The sequence below is a fragment of the Streptomyces sp. NPDC058246 genome, from assembly GCF_042881985.1.
GTDB lineage: Bacteria > Actinomycetota > Actinomycetes > Streptomycetales > Streptomycetaceae > Streptomyces.
On sequence record NZ_JBHVWZ010000002.1, the window covers coordinates 295,213 to 312,449 of the forward strand.

General features: G+C 69.9%; 15 protein-coding genes. 10 read left to right on the forward strand and 5 right to left on the reverse strand.

Features of this window, described 5'->3' with window-relative positions; translation table 11 throughout:
• The first annotated feature begins 243 nt into the window (after positions 1–243).
• The 6 genes from ACFVXA_RS03900 to ACFVXA_RS03925 are packed head-to-tail and all read left to right on the forward strand — an operon-like array spanning position 244 to position 8,193.
• Positions 244–1,881, forward strand: coding sequence for a glycosyltransferase family 2 protein (locus tag ACFVXA_RS03900; protein WP_390023710.1), 1,638 nt, complete (start codon positions 244–246; stop codon positions 1,879–1,881).
• Entirely contained in the window at positions 1,878–2,900 is a 1,023-nt protein-coding gene (locus ACFVXA_RS03905) for a glycoside hydrolase family 26 protein (RefSeq protein ID WP_383904029.1), read from the forward strand. The genes ACFVXA_RS03900 and ACFVXA_RS03905 overlap by 4 nt, the downstream gene beginning before the upstream one ends.
• Entirely contained in the window at positions 2,900–4,558 is a 1,659-nt protein-coding gene (locus ACFVXA_RS03910; protein WP_390023712.1) for a glycosyltransferase family 39 protein, read from the forward strand. Before ACFVXA_RS03905 ends, ACFVXA_RS03910 begins: the two co-directional genes overlap by 1 nt.
• Positions 4,555–6,084, forward strand: coding sequence for a glycosyltransferase family 39 protein (locus ACFVXA_RS03915; RefSeq protein ID WP_390023714.1), 1,530 nt, complete (start codon positions 4,555–4,557; stop codon positions 6,082–6,084). Before ACFVXA_RS03910 ends, ACFVXA_RS03915 begins: the two co-directional genes overlap by 4 nt.
• Before the next feature lie 39 nt (positions 6,085–6,123).
• Positions 6,124–7,428, forward strand: a complete 1,305-nt coding sequence (locus tag ACFVXA_RS03920) for a UDP-glucose dehydrogenase family protein (protein WP_390023716.1) — start codon at positions 6,124–6,126, stop codon at positions 7,426–7,428.
• Positions 7,429–7,431: 3 nt separating this feature from the next.
• Positions 7,432–8,193 (forward strand): polyprenol monophosphomannose synthase, encoded by a 762-nt coding sequence (locus ACFVXA_RS03925; protein WP_390023718.1) that lies wholly within the window; start codon positions 7,432–7,434, stop codon positions 8,191–8,193.
• A gap of 31 nt (positions 8,194–8,224) precedes the next feature.
• Here ACFVXA_RS03925 and ACFVXA_RS03930 read toward each other — a convergent pair whose 3' ends face one another.
• A complete protein-coding gene (locus ACFVXA_RS03930) occupies positions 8,225–9,112 on the reverse strand; it encodes a hypothetical protein (RefSeq protein WP_390023720.1) in 888 nt (295 codons plus the stop codon).
• Positions 9,113–9,596: 484 nt separating this feature from the next.
• Here ACFVXA_RS03930 and rplM point away from each other — a divergent pair, with 484 nt between their 5' ends.
• The 3 genes from rplM (at position 9,597) to glmM (ending at position 12,163) form a co-directional block, all read left to right on the forward strand.
• Entirely contained in the window at positions 9,597–10,040 is a 444-nt protein-coding gene (gene rplM, locus ACFVXA_RS03935; protein ID WP_010986363.1) for a 50S ribosomal protein L13, read from the forward strand.
• Between the two features lie 42 nt (positions 10,041–10,082).
• Complete coding sequence (gene rpsI / locus ACFVXA_RS03940; RefSeq protein ID WP_362022012.1) at positions 10,083–10,604, forward strand: 30S ribosomal protein S9; 522 nt, start codon at positions 10,083–10,085, stop codon at positions 10,602–10,604.
• 200 nt (positions 10,605–10,804) lie between these two features.
• Positions 10,805–12,163, forward strand: a complete 1,359-nt coding sequence (glmM, locus tag ACFVXA_RS03945; RefSeq protein WP_362022009.1) for a phosphoglucosamine mutase — start codon at positions 10,805–10,807, stop codon at positions 12,161–12,163.
• Here the strand turns inward: glmM and ACFVXA_RS03950 are convergent.
• On the reverse strand, positions 12,160–13,107 hold the full coding sequence (locus ACFVXA_RS03950; protein ID WP_383904012.1) for a DUF389 domain-containing protein: 948 nt from the start codon (positions 13,105–13,107) through the stop codon (positions 12,160–12,162). The genes glmM and ACFVXA_RS03950 overlap by 4 nt on opposite strands.
• Positions 13,108–13,123: 16 nt before the next feature.
• Positions 13,124–14,113: a type I pantothenate kinase gene (coaA, locus tag ACFVXA_RS03955; protein WP_362022003.1), complete on the reverse strand. Its 990-nt coding sequence runs from the start codon at positions 14,111–14,113 to the stop codon at positions 13,124–13,126.
• A gap of 167 nt (positions 14,114–14,280) precedes the next feature.
• Here coaA and glmS point away from each other — a divergent pair, with 167 nt between their 5' ends.
• Positions 14,281–16,128, forward strand: coding sequence for a glutamine--fructose-6-phosphate transaminase (isomerizing) (glmS, locus tag ACFVXA_RS03960; protein WP_362022000.1), 1,848 nt, complete (start codon positions 14,281–14,283; stop codon positions 16,126–16,128).
• On the opposite strand, the gene ACFVXA_RS03965 is transcribed toward glmS, so the two are convergent.
• A complete protein-coding gene (locus ACFVXA_RS03965; RefSeq protein WP_383904006.1) occupies positions 16,089–16,313 on the reverse strand; it encodes a DUF397 domain-containing protein in 225 nt (74 codons plus the stop codon). The genes glmS and ACFVXA_RS03965 overlap by 40 nt on opposite strands.
• An 8-nt stretch (positions 16,314–16,321) precedes the next feature.
• Positions 16,322–17,173, reverse strand: a complete 852-nt coding sequence (locus ACFVXA_RS03970; protein WP_389757640.1) for a helix-turn-helix domain-containing protein — start codon at positions 17,171–17,173, stop codon at positions 16,322–16,324.
• Between the last annotated feature and the right edge of the window lie 64 nt (positions 17,174–17,237).

Genomic DNA, 17,237 nt, shown 5'->3' on the forward strand with positions numbered 1-17,237 from the left:
GGGAGGGCTCATGTGGGCGCGGTGCGCGTTGCGTGAAACCCAATGGTTACCTGCAATTTCCACGAAGATTGCTCCCATGTCGGGACTTACCCGGCGTAAGTCACTTGTTGAGCCTTACATCATTCCTACCTCTCGGATAATCTTTCGCCTCTCGACCCCGTGTTCGATACGGGGTGGTTTGGGGTGGGGTAACGCGGGCCATCGGCCCGGAGGGTGGGAATGTCAGCATCTGACTCTGCCCGCATGTCCGGAGCGGCAGGCGCTGGGGGGCGTCGGGCGGCACGGCACGGAGGACGGCGAGGTGCCGCCGAGGCACCGCTCGGGCTGCTGCCCGCGCCTCCCTCGCATGCGGAGAAGTACTCGTACGTGAAGCGGCGCCTGTGGGTGCTGACGCTGGCGTCGGTCGTCAGCTTCGGCTGCCTGACCGTCAGTCAGGTCGCCCTCGCGCAGGCCAGTCCGCTGATGTGGATCTTCGCGCCGCCGCTGGCGTTCACGGTGATCTACTACCTGGTGTCGCTGCGGGTGAACGGCTTCACCAGGGACTTCGACTTCGCGTACCACCAGCAACTGGTGCGCGGCTGGCGGCCGGAGGTCTATCCGACCGTCGACGTCTTCCTGCCGGTGTGCGGTGAGCCGATCGAGGTGCTGCACAACACCTGGACACATGTGCGGCAGTTGGCCGACCGCTATCCCGGGCGGTGCGTGCCCTTCGTCCTCGACGACGGGGCGAGCCCGGAGCTGGCCGCCATGGCCGCCGACTTCGGGTTCCGCTACGGCACCCGGGAGAACCGGGGCTGGTTCAAGAAGGCCGGCAATCTGCACTACGGCTTCGGGCAGTCGGACGGCAGGTACATCCTCATCCTCGACGCCGACTTCACGCCGCGCTCCGACCTCCTGGAGGAGCTGCTGCCGTACATGGAGGCGGACGAGCGCGTCGGCATCATCCAGTCGCCGCAGTACTTCCGGGTGCTCGACTCGCAGAACTGGATCGAGCGGGGCGCGGGTGCCGTCCAGGAGCTCTTCTACCGGTCGGTGCAGGTGTCGCGGCAGGGGAGTGACGGCGCCATCTGCGTGGGATCGTGCGCGATCTACCGGCGGGCCGCCCTGGACACCAACGGCGGTACGACGCTGATCGAGCACTCCGAGGACGTGCACACCGGCTTCGACCTGCGCGGACTCGGCTGGGACCTGAAGTACGTGCCCGTCGCGCTGTCGACCGGGGTCTGCCCGGACACCGCCGGGGCCTTCTTCAACCAGCAGTACCGCTGGTGCTCGGGCTCGATGTCGCTGCTCGGCAGCAAGAAGTTCTGGGACGCGCCGATCCGGTTCTCCAGCCGGCTCTGCTACATGTCCGGGTTCTTCTACTACATCCACACCGCGCTGTTCACCTTCGTGGCACCCCTGGTGCCGGTCGTCCTGCTGCTCACCAGCCCGGAGATGCTCCAGGTCAAGCACCTGGTGTGGGTGCTGCCCAGCATCGTCTACACGACCGTGGTCTTCCCGATGTGGCACAAGGCGCCGTACCGGCTGGAAGCCTGGTCGGCGCGGATGATGTACGGCTGGGCGCATGTCTTCGCCATCTGGGACATCCTGCGCAAGCAGCGGATGGGCTGGCAGCCGACCGGGTCCAAGGGTGCGAAGAAGAACAAGACCCGGCGGTTCTGGCTGGGGCTGTGGATCTGGAGCGGCGGGACGGCCGTGGTCTGGGTCGGCGCCGCCGTGTACCGGCTGTTCACCGGCTACCCGCCGGACTTCGCCCTCGTCCTGTCCTCCGGGCTGTTCTACGCGCTGGTGGTCGCCCGCGCGCTGATCCAGCCCAAGGAGCACCACACCGAGCCGCAGCCGGTCCCGCAGCTCCTGACCGCGGGTGACACCGCATGATCCGCAAGGCCCTGCTTCCGCCTTCCCTGGTGCCGATGGTCCTGGTGCTGATGGCCCTGGCCGGGGTCTCCGGATGCGGCGTGCTCGGGGGCGACGGCGACCCCGCCGCGGACGCGGCGCGTGAGCCGTCCGCCGGTGCCTCCTCCCCGGCGGCCGCGCGGCACACGCCGTACGACGTGAAGCCGCTGCTGCACCCGGCGAAGAAGTACTTCGGGGTGGCCGTGGACGGCGCGCCCAGCTCGATGAAGCCGGTTGACGCCTTCGCGAAGACCGTCGGCAAGCAGCCGAACATGGTCGGCTCGTACGCGTCGTGGGGCGACGGCTTCAACGCCGAGGGCGCGAAGAACGTCTTCGACGACGGTGGGCTGCTGTATGTCTCGTGGGAGCCGTTCGAGCCGGGGCTGTCCAAGGTCGCGGACGGCTCGCAGGACCCGTACATCAAGAAGTTCGCGGCGAGCGTCCGCAGGACCGACGTGCCCGTGGCGATCAGCTTCGGGCACGAGATGAACGGCCATTGGTACCCGTGGGGGACGAAGGACACCACGGCCGCGACCTTCGTGAAGGCGTGGCGGCACATCCACGACCTCTTCCAGGAGGAGGGCGCCACCAACGTGGTGTGGGTGTGGAGCCCCAATATCGTCAACCCGGTGCCGTCGGTGCGGCTCGAGCCGTACTGGCCCGGTGACGCGTACGTCGACTGGGTCGGGATCGTCGGCTACTGGACGACGTCCGGTGCCCACACCTTCGACAGTCTGTACGGGCCGACGCGGCGGCAGGTCGCCGAGTTCACCGACAAGCCGGTGCTGATCAGCGAGACCGCGGCGGAGCCCGGGCAGCGGCGGCGCGCCGATGTGCGCGGGCTGCTCGGCGGGGTCGAGGCGAACGACGACGTCATCGGCTTCCTGTGGTTCAACATTCCCAAGCGGGCCGACTGGCGCATCCAGAGCAGCCCGCTCGCCCTGGCCGAGTTCAAGCGCCTGATCGCCGACGACGCCTTTGGATTCGAGGTGCCGCGCTGATGAGCAAAGAAACGTTTCCTCGGGATGGTCGGCAGCAGCAGTACCCGCCGTACGGCGGGCAGGAGCAGGCGTACGGAGGACAGCAGGCGGCGTACGGCGGCAGCGACCAGGCGTACGGGGCGGAGCAGGCGTACGGAGGGCAGCGGGCGTACGGCGGCCGCGAACAGGTGCACGGCGGGCAGCGGTCCCACGGCGGGCAGCGGCCCCACGGCGAAGAGGCCGACGCCGACTACTACGTCCCGCACTACACGGTCCTCGCACCGGAGCCGGAGCCGGATCCCGAACCGGGCTATGTGCTGCCCGAGGTCCCCGTCTCGGCCTGGTCGGTCGACACCAGCCGCTCGGCGTGGATCAGCCGCGGTGTGCTGGCGCTGATCCTGCTGGTCCAGGCGGGTCTGTCCTACCGGCTCGACGGGAGCGCCTTCGCGCAGGAGGCGAAGTTCCTGATGTCCGACGGCACGCTCTTTGGGCTGCTGTCGGACGTGGGGCTGACCGGTGCCCGGATGCTGAGCCTGGCCTGGGCGCTGGGCGCGACGGCCCTGCTGTACGGCGCGACCCGGCTGCTGTTCAACGCGCGGGCCGGTCTCGCCGCCGCCGCGATGTACTCCGCACTGGAGTCGACCGCCTTCACCGGCCGGTACGCCTCCCCGCACTCCCTGTCGCTGTTCCTGCTCGCCGCGGCCCTGTGGCTGCTGGCCAGGACCCGGCAGTCGAGCCCGGTGGCCGTGCTGGTGGCGGCGCCCTTCGCGGCGCTCGCGCCGTTCGCCGCCTACGCGGCGGCGCTCTACCTGCCGTCGCTGACCGTGCTCGCCGTGCTGACCGCCTACCGCTTCCGCGGAGCCGGCGCGTTCGTGCGGGGCGGTCTCTTCGCGGCGGCGACCGGTGCGCTGTGCTTCGCCGGCGTCCAGCTGCACGGCATGCCGCACGGCTGGAACGCGCATGCCACCGACAGCGCGGCGAGCCTGCTCGAGGAGAGCGGCGAGTGGGGCGGGGTCGTCCTGCTGGTGGCCGTGATCGGCGCCGTCGGCTTCGCGCGCCGGGCCCGGATGGGCGAGATGCCCTGGGCGGAGGGCTCCGCGCCGGGGACGATCCGCCGGTCCGCGCTGGGCCTGACCCTGTGCGCCACCGCGCTGCTCGCCCCGCTCTACCAGGCGTACCTGGGCAACGGCAGCTCGCTGCACATCCACGTCGGCTTCGGTCTGCTCTTCGCGGTGCCGATGGCGGGCCTGGGCATCTCCCGGATGATGGGCGCGCACTTCCGCTACCCGCAGATCGGCATCATGATCTACGTTGCCGCGCTGGTCGTGGGCATGGCGCAGACGCGGGAGCTGTACCGGCCGCCGGACCCGGCCGCCATGATCGGCGCGCTGCGCGGGGTCGTGGACGGCAAGGGCGACTACCTCACCGACGAGCCCGAGATCTCCGCGTACTACCTGCGCGCGAGGACCGAGCCGGGCCAGTGGCACCGCGCGGGACGGGGGAGCGAGCTGGCCTCCGCCGTGCGCAAGGGCTCGTACGACGTGATCGTGCTGCGCGCCGCGTCCGTGCCCGACGAGCTGCGCGGCAACGCGCACTACCGGCTGCTGGCCCTGCTGCGGCCGGCCGACAAGGACAGCGCGGGCGGTCGGACGCCGTACCGGATCTGGGTGAAGCGATGACGGCGTACGTACAGACTCCGCAGGCGGAGCCGGAGGCGGCCGAGGGGCGCGCGGCCAGACGCCGTGCCGATCGCGGCGGAAAGGGCTCCGCGCTGCTCGTCTTCGCGCTGCCCGTGCTGGTCGCGCTCGCCTGTGTGCTGCCCGGCCTGGGCAAGCGTCAGCTGTGGCGCGACGAGCACGCCACCTGGTGGGCGTCCTCGCTGTCGTGGCACTACCTCGGGCGGCTGATCGACAACATCGACGTCGTCTTCACGCCGTACTACGCGGGCATGCACCTGTGGATCGCGGTGGCCGGTGACTCGCCGGCCGCGCTGCGGCTGCCGGGCGCGCTGGCCATGGGGGTCTCGGCCGGTCTGGTCGGGCTGCTCGGACGGCGGATGTTCGCCGTGCGGACGGGGCTGCTGGCCGGGCTGCTGTTCGCCGTGGTCCCGGCGGTCACCCGGTACGGGCAGGAGGCAAGGCCGTACGCCTTCGCGACCCTCTTCGCTCTCCTCGCCACGCTGCTTCTGCTGCGCGCTCTGGAGAAGCCGAGCCTGCGGGACTGGACGCTGTACGCGCTGGCGATCGCGGCGACCGGATTCGGCCACCTGGTCGCCATGTCCGTGATCGCCGGGCACCTGGGCCTGGTCCTGTCGGCGAAGAAGCGCGGCGACCGCATCGCGCACTACGCCTTCGCGGGCGCGGCTCTGCTCGGCCTGTCGATCACCCTGCCGATGGTGGCGCGGGGGTCCGGGCAGAGCGGGCAGATCGCCTGGAACACCACCACGACCGAGGATCTGATCGACTTCCCGGAGAAGCTGTTCGGGTCCTGGACCACGGGTGGGGCCGTGATGGGTCTCGGCCTGCTCGGGCTGCTGGCGGCTCGCCGCTACGCGCTGCTGCTCGGCGTCTGGGCCGTCCTGCCGCCCGTGCTCACCTTCCTGACCGCCGATCAGCTGCACCTCTTCCTGCCGCGCTATCTCCTCTTCACCATCCCGGCGTGGACCCTGCTGCCGGCCGCCGCCGTCACGCGGCTCGCCGGGCGGCTCGACCCCAAGGCCCGTCCGGGTGCCGGGGGGCGGGCCTTCGGCGGGCTGCTGGTGGCCGCCGTCGCCGCCGGGTACGCCTTCGTGGCGTGGCCCGCGATCGGCGACGCCAAGAAGGACCTGCCCGAGGAGCCGGACTACGCGGCGGCGGCGCGCACCATCGCGTCCGGCGAGAGGACCGGCGACGGAATGATCTTCAACGGCGGGTTGTCCGAGCGCCGCGCCATGGCCTACGAACTGCGGGACCGCGAGGCCCCGAAGGACGTGCTCATGGAGTGGACCCCGCAGCAGAACGGCTCGTACGGCGCCAGCGAGTGCGCGCACCCGGCGCGCTGCCTCAAGGGCGTCGACCGGCTCTGGCTGGTCTCCACGGTCAGTGACGGCCGCCCGCCGCTGACCGGCGCCGACGCGAAGACCGCGGCGGCGATCGAGAAGCGCTTCAAGGCCACCCGCACGGTGCGGCTGCACCGCGTGGTCGTGCAGGTGCTGGAACGCACCTAGCGGCCGGACCGGAACATGAAGGGTAAGGAGGCCGCCCCTATGCGGCTCACAGTCATCGGCACCGGCTATCTCGGTGCCACCCACGCCGCCTGTATGGCGGAGCTCGGGCACGAGGTGCTCGGCGTGGACGTCGACCCCGACAAGGTGGCCGCGCTGGCCGCCGGGCGGGTGCCGTTCCACGAGCCCGGCCTCGGCGAGCTGCTGCGCAGACACCTCGCCTCCGGGCGGCTGCGCTTCACCACCTCCTACCAGGAGGCGGCGGCCTTCGGGCAGGTCCACTTCGTGTGCGTCGGCACCCCGCAGCGCAAGGACTCCGAGGGCGCCGACCTGGCGTACGTGAACGCGGCCTTCTCGGCGATCGCCGCGCACGCGGCCGAGGACGCGCTGCTCGTCGGGAAGTCCACCGTGCCCGTGGGGACCGCCCGGCGGCTCGCGGACGCGGGCGACGTGGAGGTCGCCTGGAACCCGGAGTTCCTGCGGGAGGGCTTCGCCGTCGAGGACACGCTGCGGCCGGACCGGCTGGTGTTCGGCGTCGAATCGAAGCGCGCGGAAACGATCCTCCGGGCGGTGTACGCCCCGGTCCTCGCCGCCGGGACCCCGCTCGTCACCGCCGACTTCCCGACCGCCGAGCTGGTCAAGACGGCCGCCAACGCCTTCCTCGCCACGAAGATCTCGTTCATCAACGCGATGGCGGAGGTGTGCGAGGCGGCGGGCGGCGATGTGTCCGTACTCGCCGAGGCCCTCGGGCACGACGAACGGATCGGACCCGCGTTCCTGCGCGCCGGTGTCGGCTTCGGCGGCGGCTGTCTGCCCAAGGACATCCGCGCCTTCGCGCACCGCGCCGACGAGCTGGGCGTCTCCCTCGGCTTCCTGCGCGAGGTGGACGCGATCAACATGCGCCGCCGGGACCGGGTGGTCGAGCTTGCGCGCGAGCTGTGCGGGCAGGGCGTGCTCGGCGCGCGGATCGCCGTCCTGGGCGCCGCCTTCAAGCCGGACTCCGACGACATCCGCGACTCGCCCGCGCTGAACGTGGCCGCGCGGCTGCGCCTCGACGGCGCCGACGTCACCGTCTACGACCCCGAGGCGATGGACAACGCCCGCAAGGCGTTTCCGCTCCTCGGGTACGCGGTCTCGGCCGAGGAGGCGCTGCGCGGCGCCGATCTCGTGCTGCATCTGACCGAGTGGCCGCAGTTCCGCGCCCTGGATCCCGGGCGGCTCGTGTCAGTGGTCTCCCGTCCGCGGATCGTGGACGGCAGGGGGGTGCTCGACGCGGACCGCTGGACCGCGGCGGGCTGGCATTTCCGGGCGCTGGGACGACCCGCGCCCGTAGGGGAGGGGAAGTAGGACATGACGTACGACGCGGGGGCGGACCCCGGAGACACCGCGGTCACCGTGGTGATGCCGACGTACAACGAGGCGGCGAATCTGTCCCGGATGGCCGAGGCGGTTCTTCAACTGCCGCTCAACGGGCTGCACTTGAAGATCGTGGACGACTCCAGCCCGGACGGCACCGGGCGGATCGCCGAGGAGCTCGCCGAGAAGTACAACGCCGACGGGCGCCGCCGGATGAGCGTGCTGCACCGGACCGAGAAGGACGGTCTGGGGCGGGCCTACACGGCCGGCATGAGCGCCGCGCTCGACGAGGGCGCCGCGTACGTCGTGCAGATGGACGCCGACGGCAGCCACCCCGTGGACGCCGTGCCCCGGCTGCTCGGCACGGCCGTGGCCACCGGCGTCGGACTCGTCATCGGCAGCCGGTACGTCGAGGGCGGCTCTCTCGACGAGGAGTGGGGCGTGCACCGGGTGCTGCTCTCGCGCTTCGCCAACGGGTACGCGCGCGCCGTGCTCGGCACCAGGATCCGTGACATCACGGCCGGGTTCAACCTGTGGTCCGCCGCGACCCTGCGCGATGTCGACCTGGCCACCCTGGACAGCGCGGGCTACAGCTTCCAGGTCGAGCTCAAGTACAAGGCCGTACGGGCCGGACACAGCGCCGTGGAGATCCCGATCCGCTTCGAGGAGCGGACCGAGGGGGTCTCCAAGATGACGCTGCGTACGCAGCTGGAGTCGGCGGTGGTGCCGATCCGGCTGCGGATGAAGCACAAGTAGTGCCTGCGGTGGTTCTCGCGGCGGCGGCCGGCTACTCGTTGGCCGCCGCCGACGCCTGGGCCTCGCCGCGACGGCGGATCTGCCGGAAGGCGAACTCGCCGAGGTCGTCGCCGGTCGCGAAGACCTTGGTGTCCTTCGCCGTCACGTTCTTGCCGTTGGTGAAACCGGCGAGCGTGAAGTAGGCGTAGCGGCCGTAGGAATTGGTGGTCGAACGGCAGACCGCCGAGTCGCAGAAGGCCTTGACGCCGTTGCCTGCCAGCGAGGCGATGATGCTCTTCTTGTCCGCCTGGCCCTTGGCCTTGGCCGCTTGTGCCTCTGTGTCGAAGACGGCCACACCGACCGTCACCGCGACACCGTCCTTGGTATAGGTGACACGCATGAGGCGAGTGCAGCCGTTCTTGGTGAGGACCGCCGGGAGGGTGGCCTTCGCGGCCGAGGCGCAGTTCTTGGTGTCGGCCGTCGGACCCTTGCGGTAGACGCGGTCGCCCATCGTCAGCGTCGTACCGGGGAAGAGGATGTCCGGGCTGAGCGGTGCCGTGTCCTTCTTCGCGCTGGCTATGAAGTCCTTCGGATCCAGCGGCGGAGGGGCCGAGGTCGGCTCGAACGACGGCGCCGGGGTGGTGGTGTCGCTCGGGATGTTCGCGGTGGCCGGCAGGTTGGACGGCTGGTTCGAGGCCTGGCCGTTCCCGTTCGCGGAGACCACGGCCACGGCGACGGCCGCGCCGACCGCGATCGTGGCGAGTGCTCCGCCGCCGATGAACAGCAGCCTGCGACGTTTGTTGCGCGACTCGGACGCCTCGGCGAGAGCCGCCCAGTCAGGAGTCCGATCGGTGTTCTGGCCGCCCCACTGAGGCTGCTGAGAACCCGGCTTCCAGGGATCCCACGGGGGCTGCCCCTGCCCACCCTGCCCATAACTCATGCGCCGCATCTTAGACGGGCTCCGGGGGGTGCCGTTCCGCATCCCGGCGCACTTGAGCCCCTAGCGTGACCTGCATGAACGCGGGCAAAAGTGACATCTCCGGGTGGTTGGTGCGGCGACCGTGACGGCGGTGGCCGCGCTGTCGCGGTGGCCGTGCGGCCGGGGTCGTCCCCGGCGTGTGTGCGAGGGCGCCCGGCGCCGCGGGCTGTGCCCACGGCGGTAGCGGCGGCGGCGTGATTCTTCGCGTTGACGGCCGGATGCCCGGGCGCGTTTTGACCCATCAGGGGCGGCACGGTTAAGCTTGCCGTTCGTTATGTGTATTGGCTTGCTCATTCTCACGTGAGGGGCCCTTACACCGGTCCACCGGGGCCGATGACCAGCGACCAGCACGCGGTATGCGTCACCGCAGTGCGGTCAGGGCTGTCGTGATCGTCCGTGGTGGCCATGTCAGGACCCACTCACTGAAGAAGCGAAGGCTACGACCGTGCGTACGTACAGCCCCAAGCCCGGCGACATCACTCGCCAGTGGTACGTCATCGACGCCCAGGATGTCGTCCTGGGTCGTCTGGCGACCACTGCCGCGAACATCCTGCGGGGCAAGCACAAGCCGATCTACGCGCCCCACGTAGACGCTGGTGACTTCGTCATCATCATCAACGCCGACAAGGTGCACCTCTCCGGCAACAAGAAGACCCAGAAGCTGGCGTACCGCCACTCCGGTTACCCGGGTGGTCTGCGCTCCGTCCGTTACGACGAGCTGCTGGCGAAGAACCCCGAGAAGGCCGTCGAGAAGGCCATCAAGGGCATGATCCCCAAGAACACCCTGGGCCGTCAGGTGCTCTCGAAGCTGAAGGTCTACTCGGGCGACCAGCACCCGCACGCTGCCCAGCAGCCGGTGCCGTTCGAGATCACCCAGGTCGCGCAGTAGTTCCGGCCACCCCCTAAGACGAAAAAGAATCTGAGGAGAATCGTGGCCGAGACCACTGTTGAGCAGCCGGTCGAAGAGACTGAGCTCGTCGACATCGAGAACTACACCACCGAGTCCGAGGTCCCCGTCGAGGGCGAGTACACCTCGGAGTCGCTCGCCGGCCGTTTCGGCGACCCGCAGCCGGCCGCCGGCCTGGGCCGTCGCAAGAACGCCATCGCCCGCGTCCGGATCGTCCCGGGCACCGGCAAGTGGAAGATCAACGGTCGCACCCTTGAGGACTACTTCCCCAACAAGGTGCACCAGCAGGAAGTCAACGAGCCCTTCAAGGTGCTCGAGCTCGACGGCCGCTACGACGTCATCGCCCGCATCTCGGGTGGCGGCGTCTCCGGCCAGGCCGGCGCCCTGCGCCTCGGCGTGGCCCGCGCGCTGAACGAGGCCGACGTGGACAACAACCGCGGCGCCCTCAAGAAGGCCGGCTTCCTCAAGCGCGACGACCGTGCGGTCGAGCGCAAGAAGGCCGGTCTCAAGAAGGCCCGTAAGGCCCCGCAGTACAGCAAGCGTTAATCTTCGCTGCCTGCTCGTACGCGTAGTACGCGTAGTACGTCCGAACGCCCCGGCGGCACGCCACAGTGCCGCCGGGGCGTTCGTTTATCACAGCCATGGGCGTATAACGGCACAAGGTGCTCAAAGGCTCGTGTGATCGGCTGACTTCCGGATTGTGATCGGATGAGCTTCCGAATTCTGCAGCTTCCTCAGGAGGACAAGTGGGACGACTCTTCGGCACGGACGGCGTGCGCGGTGTCGCCAACGCGGATCTGACGGCCGAGCTCGCGCTCGGGCTCTCCGTGGCAGCGGCGCACGTACTGGCCGAGGCGGGCACGTTCGAGGGCCACCGGCCGGTCGCGGTGGTCGGGCGGGACCCGCGCGCGTCCGGGGAGTTCCTGGAGGCCGCCGTGGTCGCCGGCCTCGCCAGCGCGGGCGTGGACGTCCTGCGGGTCGGTGTGCTGCCCACCCCGGCGGTGGCGTATCTCACCGGGGCGCTGGGTGCCGACCTCGGCGTGATGCTCTCGGCCAGCCACAACGCCATGCCCGACAACGGCATCAAGTTCTTCGCCCGCGGCGGCCACAAGCTCGCCGACGAGTTGGAGGACCGGATCGAGGGCGTCTACGAGGAGCACCGCACCGGCGCTCCCTGGGACCGCCCGACCGGGGCCGGCGTCGGCCGGGTGAACTCCTACGACCAGGGCTTCGACCAGTACGTCGCCCACCTCGTCGCCGTCCTCCCCAACCGTCTCGACGGTGTGAAGGTCGTCCTCGACGAGGCGCACGGCGCCGCCGCACGGGTGTCGCCCGAGGCCTTCACGCAGGCCGGTGCCGAGATCATCACGATCGGCGCCGAGCCGGACGGGCTCAACATCAACGACGGGTGCGGCTCCACGCACCTGGAGAAACTCCAGGCCGCCGTCCTCGAGCACGGCGCCGACCTCGGCATCGCGCACGACGGCGACGCCGACCGCTGCCTCGCCGTGGACCACACGGGTGCCGAGGTGGACGGCGACCAGATTCTGGCCGTACTCGCGCTGGCGATGCGGGAGCGTTCCGCACTGCGCTCCGACACCGTTGTCGCGACGGTCATGTCCAATCTGGGCTTCAAGCTGGCCATGGAGCGTGAGGGGGTCTCGCTCATCCAGACGGCGGTCGGCGACCGCTATGTGCTGGAGGAGATGAAGGAGCACGACTTCGCGCTCGGCGGCGAGCAGTCCGGGCACGTGATCATCCTCGACCACGCCACCACCGGCGACGGCACGCTGACCGGCCTGCTGCTCGCGGCGCGCGTCGCCCAGACGGGTCGTACGCTCCGCGATCTCGCCTCCGTCATGGAGCGGCTGCCGCAGGTCCTCATCAACGTGCCCGACGTCGACAGGACGCGGGTGGGGACCTCCGCCGAGCTGGCCACCGCCGTGGCCGACGCCGAGCGCGAACTCGGTGCCACCGGGCGCGTGCTGCTCCGTCCGTCGGGCACCGAGCCACTCGTACGGGTCATGGTCGAGGCCGCCGACATCGACCACGCCCGGTCGGTGGCCGGGCGGCTCGCGGACGCCGTGAAGTCCGCGCTCGGTTAGAACTGCCCCGCCGCCGCGGCACGTTCGCGCTGCCGGGCCCAGAGCCACTTCTGGGCCAGCAGCGTGAGCGTACCGGCGAGGACGATGCCCACCAGGTTGAGGAGCAGTTGCTCGGTGGAGCCCCAGGCCTGCTGGTAATCGGTGTAGGTGAAGGCCACGGCCGCGTTCGCCGCGGCCGGGACCGTGGTCACCGAGATGGCCACACCCACCAGCGCGCCCGACTTCGCCGAGGTCAGCGAGAGCGTGCCGGCGGCGCCGGCGAGGACGGCGACGACGAACGAGAACGCGTCCGGCCGGTAGATGAAGTTGGTGTTCGGCCGCTCGGCGCCCAGCTTGACCGTGCTGAACAGGCCGACGGAATCCATGAAGTAGCTGAATCCGACCGTCACCAGCATCGCGACCGCGAAGCCGGACAGCAGCGCGGTCAGCGAGCGCAGGGCGAGGCGCGGCGCCCGCTGGACGAGGGCCGTGCAGAAGCCCGCCAGCGGCCCGAACTCCGGCCCCACCGCCATGGCACCCACGATCAGGATCGCGTTGTCGAGCACGACACCGCAGGCCGCGATCATCGTGGCCAGCGTGATGAAGGCGAGGTAGGTGAACGACAGCGTCGACTCCTCGTGCGTCGCGTCCGCCAGGTGCTCCCACAGCACCGCGTCCGCGCCCTCGCCGGGTGCCTCCTCCGCGGCCTTGTCGGCGCGCTTCGACAGCGACAGGTCGATGTTCTCCACGGCGATCGAGCCGGTCCGGTCGACCCCCAACTCCTGGAGCCCGGTGAGGAGTTCGTCACCGGCCTCGCGGGCCACATCGCACATGACGACATCGCCCGCCGGGTTGCGGGCCGCCCCGGGCAGCACGACCAGGTGGGTCGTGCCGACCGTCCGCTCGATCAGTCGTACGGCATCGTCCGTGCGGTCGGCCGGAGTGATCAGGCGCAGATGCAGCATGGCCGCAGGGTAGCGGTCACAGTTTGCGCAGGCTCAGGCGCTGCACCTTGTGGTCCGGGCCCTTGCGCACGACGAGGGTCGCCCGGCCGCGCGTGGGGGCCACGTTCTCCAGCAGGTTGGGCTTGTTGATGGTCCGCCAGGTGGTGCGGGCGTAGTCCAGCGCCTCCTCCTCGGAGACCTGGGTGTACTTGCGGAAGTACGAGTCGGGGTTCTGGAAGGCGGTCCGGCGGAGCTTCTTGAACCGGTTGAGATACCAGCGCTCGATGTCCTCGGGGCGGGCGTCGACGTACACGCTGAAGTCGAAGTAGTCCGCGAGGCCGACGCGGGTGCGGCCGTCCTTGCCGGGCAGGGCGGGTTGCAGCACGTTCAGGCCCTCGACGATGAGGATGTCGGGGCGGCGGACCGTGAGCTGCCGGCCCGGCACGATGTCGTAGATCAGATGCGAGTAGACGGGGGCGGTGACCTCGCCCTTGCCCGCCTTGATGTCGGCGACGAACCGGGTCAGGGCGCGGCGGTCGTACGACTCGGGGAAACCCTTCCGCGACATCAGGCCGCGCGCCTCGAGGTCCTTGGTGGGGAGAAGGAACCCGTCCGTGGTGACCAGCTCGACGCGCGGGTGCTCGGGCCAGCGGGAGAGCAGGGCCTGGAGGAGGCGGGCGACGGTGGACTTGCCGACGGCCACGGATCCGGCGACCCCTATGACGAAGGGGGTGCCGGCCTGGGAGCCCTTCTCGCCGAGGAAGGTGTTCAGGGCGCCTCTGAGTCCGTCCGTCGCACCGACGTACAGATTGAGCAGTCTGGACAGTGGCAGATAGATGTCCCGTACCTCGTCGAGGTCGATGACATCGCCCAGACCGCGCAGCTTCTCGACCTCCTCGGCGTTCAGCGGGAGCGGCGTCTTTTCGCGCAGCGCGCTCCACTCGGCACGGGTGAGGTCGACGTAGGGAGTCGCCTCCGGCCTGGACCGGTGGGCGCTCCGGGATATCGAGGAGACCGGAGAGATCACAGTCCATTGTTACGGGAGTATGGACGGGATGGGGGGTGGGGTCCGTCACGCCAGGTTACCCAGGGTGGCTCAGCCGCTCCCTGGGCCGGTGCGGAGGGCGGCCGCGATTTCCGATATCGGGCACGAGATGCCGGTATCGGGCGGGTGCGGGCCCTTAGGCTGCGGCCATGTGCGGAATCGTGGGATACGTGGGGTCGCAGTCGGCGCTCGATGTGGTGATGGCCGGACTGAAGCGGCTGGAGTACCGGGGATACGACTCGGCCGGTGTCGCCGTGCCGGCGGACGGGGGGCTCGCCGCCGCGAAGAAGGCCGGGAAGCTGGTCAACCTGGAGAAGGAGCTGGTCGACCGGCCGCTGCCGGCGGGGTCGACGGGAATCGGCCACACCCGCTGGGCCACCCACGGGGGCCCCACGGACGCCAACGCGCATCCGCATCTGGACAACGCGGGCCGGGTCGCCGTCGTCCACAACGGGATCATCGAGAACTTCGCCCTGCTGCGCGCCGAGTTGGCGGAGCGGGGCCACGACCTGGTCTCCGAGACGGACACCGAGGTCGTCGCACATCTGCTCGCCGAGGAGTTCTCGTCCTGCGCCGACCTGGCGGAGGCGATGCGACTGGTGTGCCGGCGGCTGGAGGGCGCGTTCACGCTGGTCGCGGTGCACGCCGACGAGCCGGACGTGGTGGTCGGGGCGCGCCGCAACTCGCCGCTGGTGGTGGGCGTGGGAGAGGGCGAGGCCTTTCTCGCCTCGGACGTCGCCGCGTTCATCGCCCACACGCGGTCGGCGATCGAGCTGGGGCAGGACCAGGTGGTGGAGCTGCGCCGGGACGGCGTGACGGTGACCGGTTTCGACGGCCGTCCCGCGGACGTCCGCTCCTACCACGTCGACTGGGACGCCTCGGCCGCGGAGAAGGGGGGCTATGACTACTTCATGCTCAAGGAGATCGCCGAGCAGCCCAAGGCGGTCGCCGACACCCTGCTGGGGCGCATCGACGCGGCCGGCTCGCTGACGCTGGACGAGGTGCGGATCGGTGCCTCCGAGCTGCGCGAGGTCGACAAGGTGGTCATCGTGGCGTGCGGTACGGCGTTCCACGCCGGGCTGATCGCCAAGTACGCCATCGAGCACTGGACCCGGATCCCCTGCGAGGTGGAACTGGCGAGCGAGTTCCGCTACCGGGACCCGATTCTCGACTCGCGCTCACTGGTGATCGCCATCTCGCAGTCCGGCGAGACCATGGACACCCTGATGGCGCTGCGGCACGCCCGCGAGCAGGGCTCCAAGGTGCTGGCGATCTGCAACACGAACGGTTCGACGATTCCGCGCGAGTCGGACGCGGTGCTGTACACGCACGCGGGTCCCGAGGTCGCGGTCGCGTCCACGAAGGCGTTCCTGACGCAGCTGGTGGCCTGCTATCTCGTCGCGCTGTACCTGGGCCAGGTGCGCGGCACCAAGTGGGGCGACGAGATCCAGGCCGTCATCCGTGAGCTGTCCCGGATCTCCCGCGAGGTCGAGCGGGTCCTGGAGACCATGGAGCCGGTACGGCAGCTGGCGCGCTCCCTCGCCGACAAGAACACGGTGCTGTTCCTGGGGCGGCACGTCGGCTACCCGGTCGCGCTGGAAGGCGCGTTGAAGCTGAAGGAACTGGCCTATATGCACGCCGAGGGCTTCGCGGCGGGCGAGCTGAAGCACGGTCCGATCGCGCTGATCGAGGAGGACGTGCCGGTGGTGGTCGTGGTGCCCTCGCCGCGCGGGCGCTCGGTCCTGCACGACAAGATCGTCTCCAACATCCAGGAGATCCGGGCGCGGGGCGCACGCACCATCGTGATCGCCGAGGAGGGTGACGAGGCGGTCGTCCCGTACGCGGACCACCTCATCCGCATCCCCGCGACGCCCACACTCCTCCAGCCGCTGGTCGCGACGGTCCCCTTGCAGGTGTTCGCCTGCGAGCTGGCGACGGCCCGGGGGAACGAGGTGGATCAGCCTCGGAATCTGGCGAAGTCGGTGACGGTGGAGTAGCGCTCGCGCTTCAGGGCTTCGATGAAGGTAGTGAAGGCTCCGGCTGGGAAGGTGAGCGTGGCCCCGGCCGGGGCCTTTGAGTCGCGGATGGCGATCTGGATGGGTGAGTTCGCGATCTCCACGCAGTCGTTGCCGTCGTCGCCGTCGGAGTAGGACGACTTCCGCCAGTTGTCGGGGGTGGCCATGGGGTGCCTCACAGCTCTTTCGCCAGCTTGTGGATGAAGTCACGCGACTGTTCGGGTTCGAGTGATGCGACCTCTACCCTACGGAAGCGCGTTCGAAAGGCGCTGAGTTGAGCTTCGGAATGAATGAAGACTGAGCCCTGGGGCACGTCGCGCACCACCGTGTCCAGTTTGGGGACGGGGCCGTCGACGTACGTCATGGTGCTTCCGGCTCTGGCGAAGCCGTCGAGGTCGAAGGGGATGACGCGCACGGTGATGTGGTCGGCCTCCGAGAGTTCCAGGAGCCGGGCGAATTGAGCCCGTGAGGCTGCGCGGTCGCTGACTCTGATCCGCAGGGCTGCCTCGTGGATCACCACCTCGTAGGGGATGGGGGAGGGGCCTTCGATGATCACCCGACGCGCCATGCGGTGCCGGACGCGCAACTCAAGCTCGTCGCGGGTTAGTTCGGGCACCCTGTTCGAGAAGATGGCGCGGGCGTACTCCTCCGTCTGCAGCGGTCCTGGTACGAACAGCATGGCTACATCACGCCGGAACGAGGCGTGGTGATCCAGCTCGGAAAGATCCAGGAAGGACGTGGGTAGTAGGCCCCGGTATTCCTCCCACCAGCCGCGTGTCCGGTCGGTGGCCATGGCGACCAAGGCGTCGATGAACTCGCTGTCTGTGCACGCATAGTGGGTCGCGAGGCGGCGCAGTCGTTCCTCGCTCACGCCCGTGAGGCCTGACTCGATGTGGCTGATCTGAACAGAACTCACTCCGAGGAGTGCTGCTGCCTCGCGGGCGCTGAGGCCCGCCGCGTCGCGGAGTCTGCGTAGCTCGACCGCCAGGCGCATCTGACGTGCGGTTGGTTCGCGCCTCAAGGCCATCGACTGCTCCTCGGCTCAACGCGCCTGCGGGCGCGACTCGTTCGGGGTCAGGTTACGCGATCAG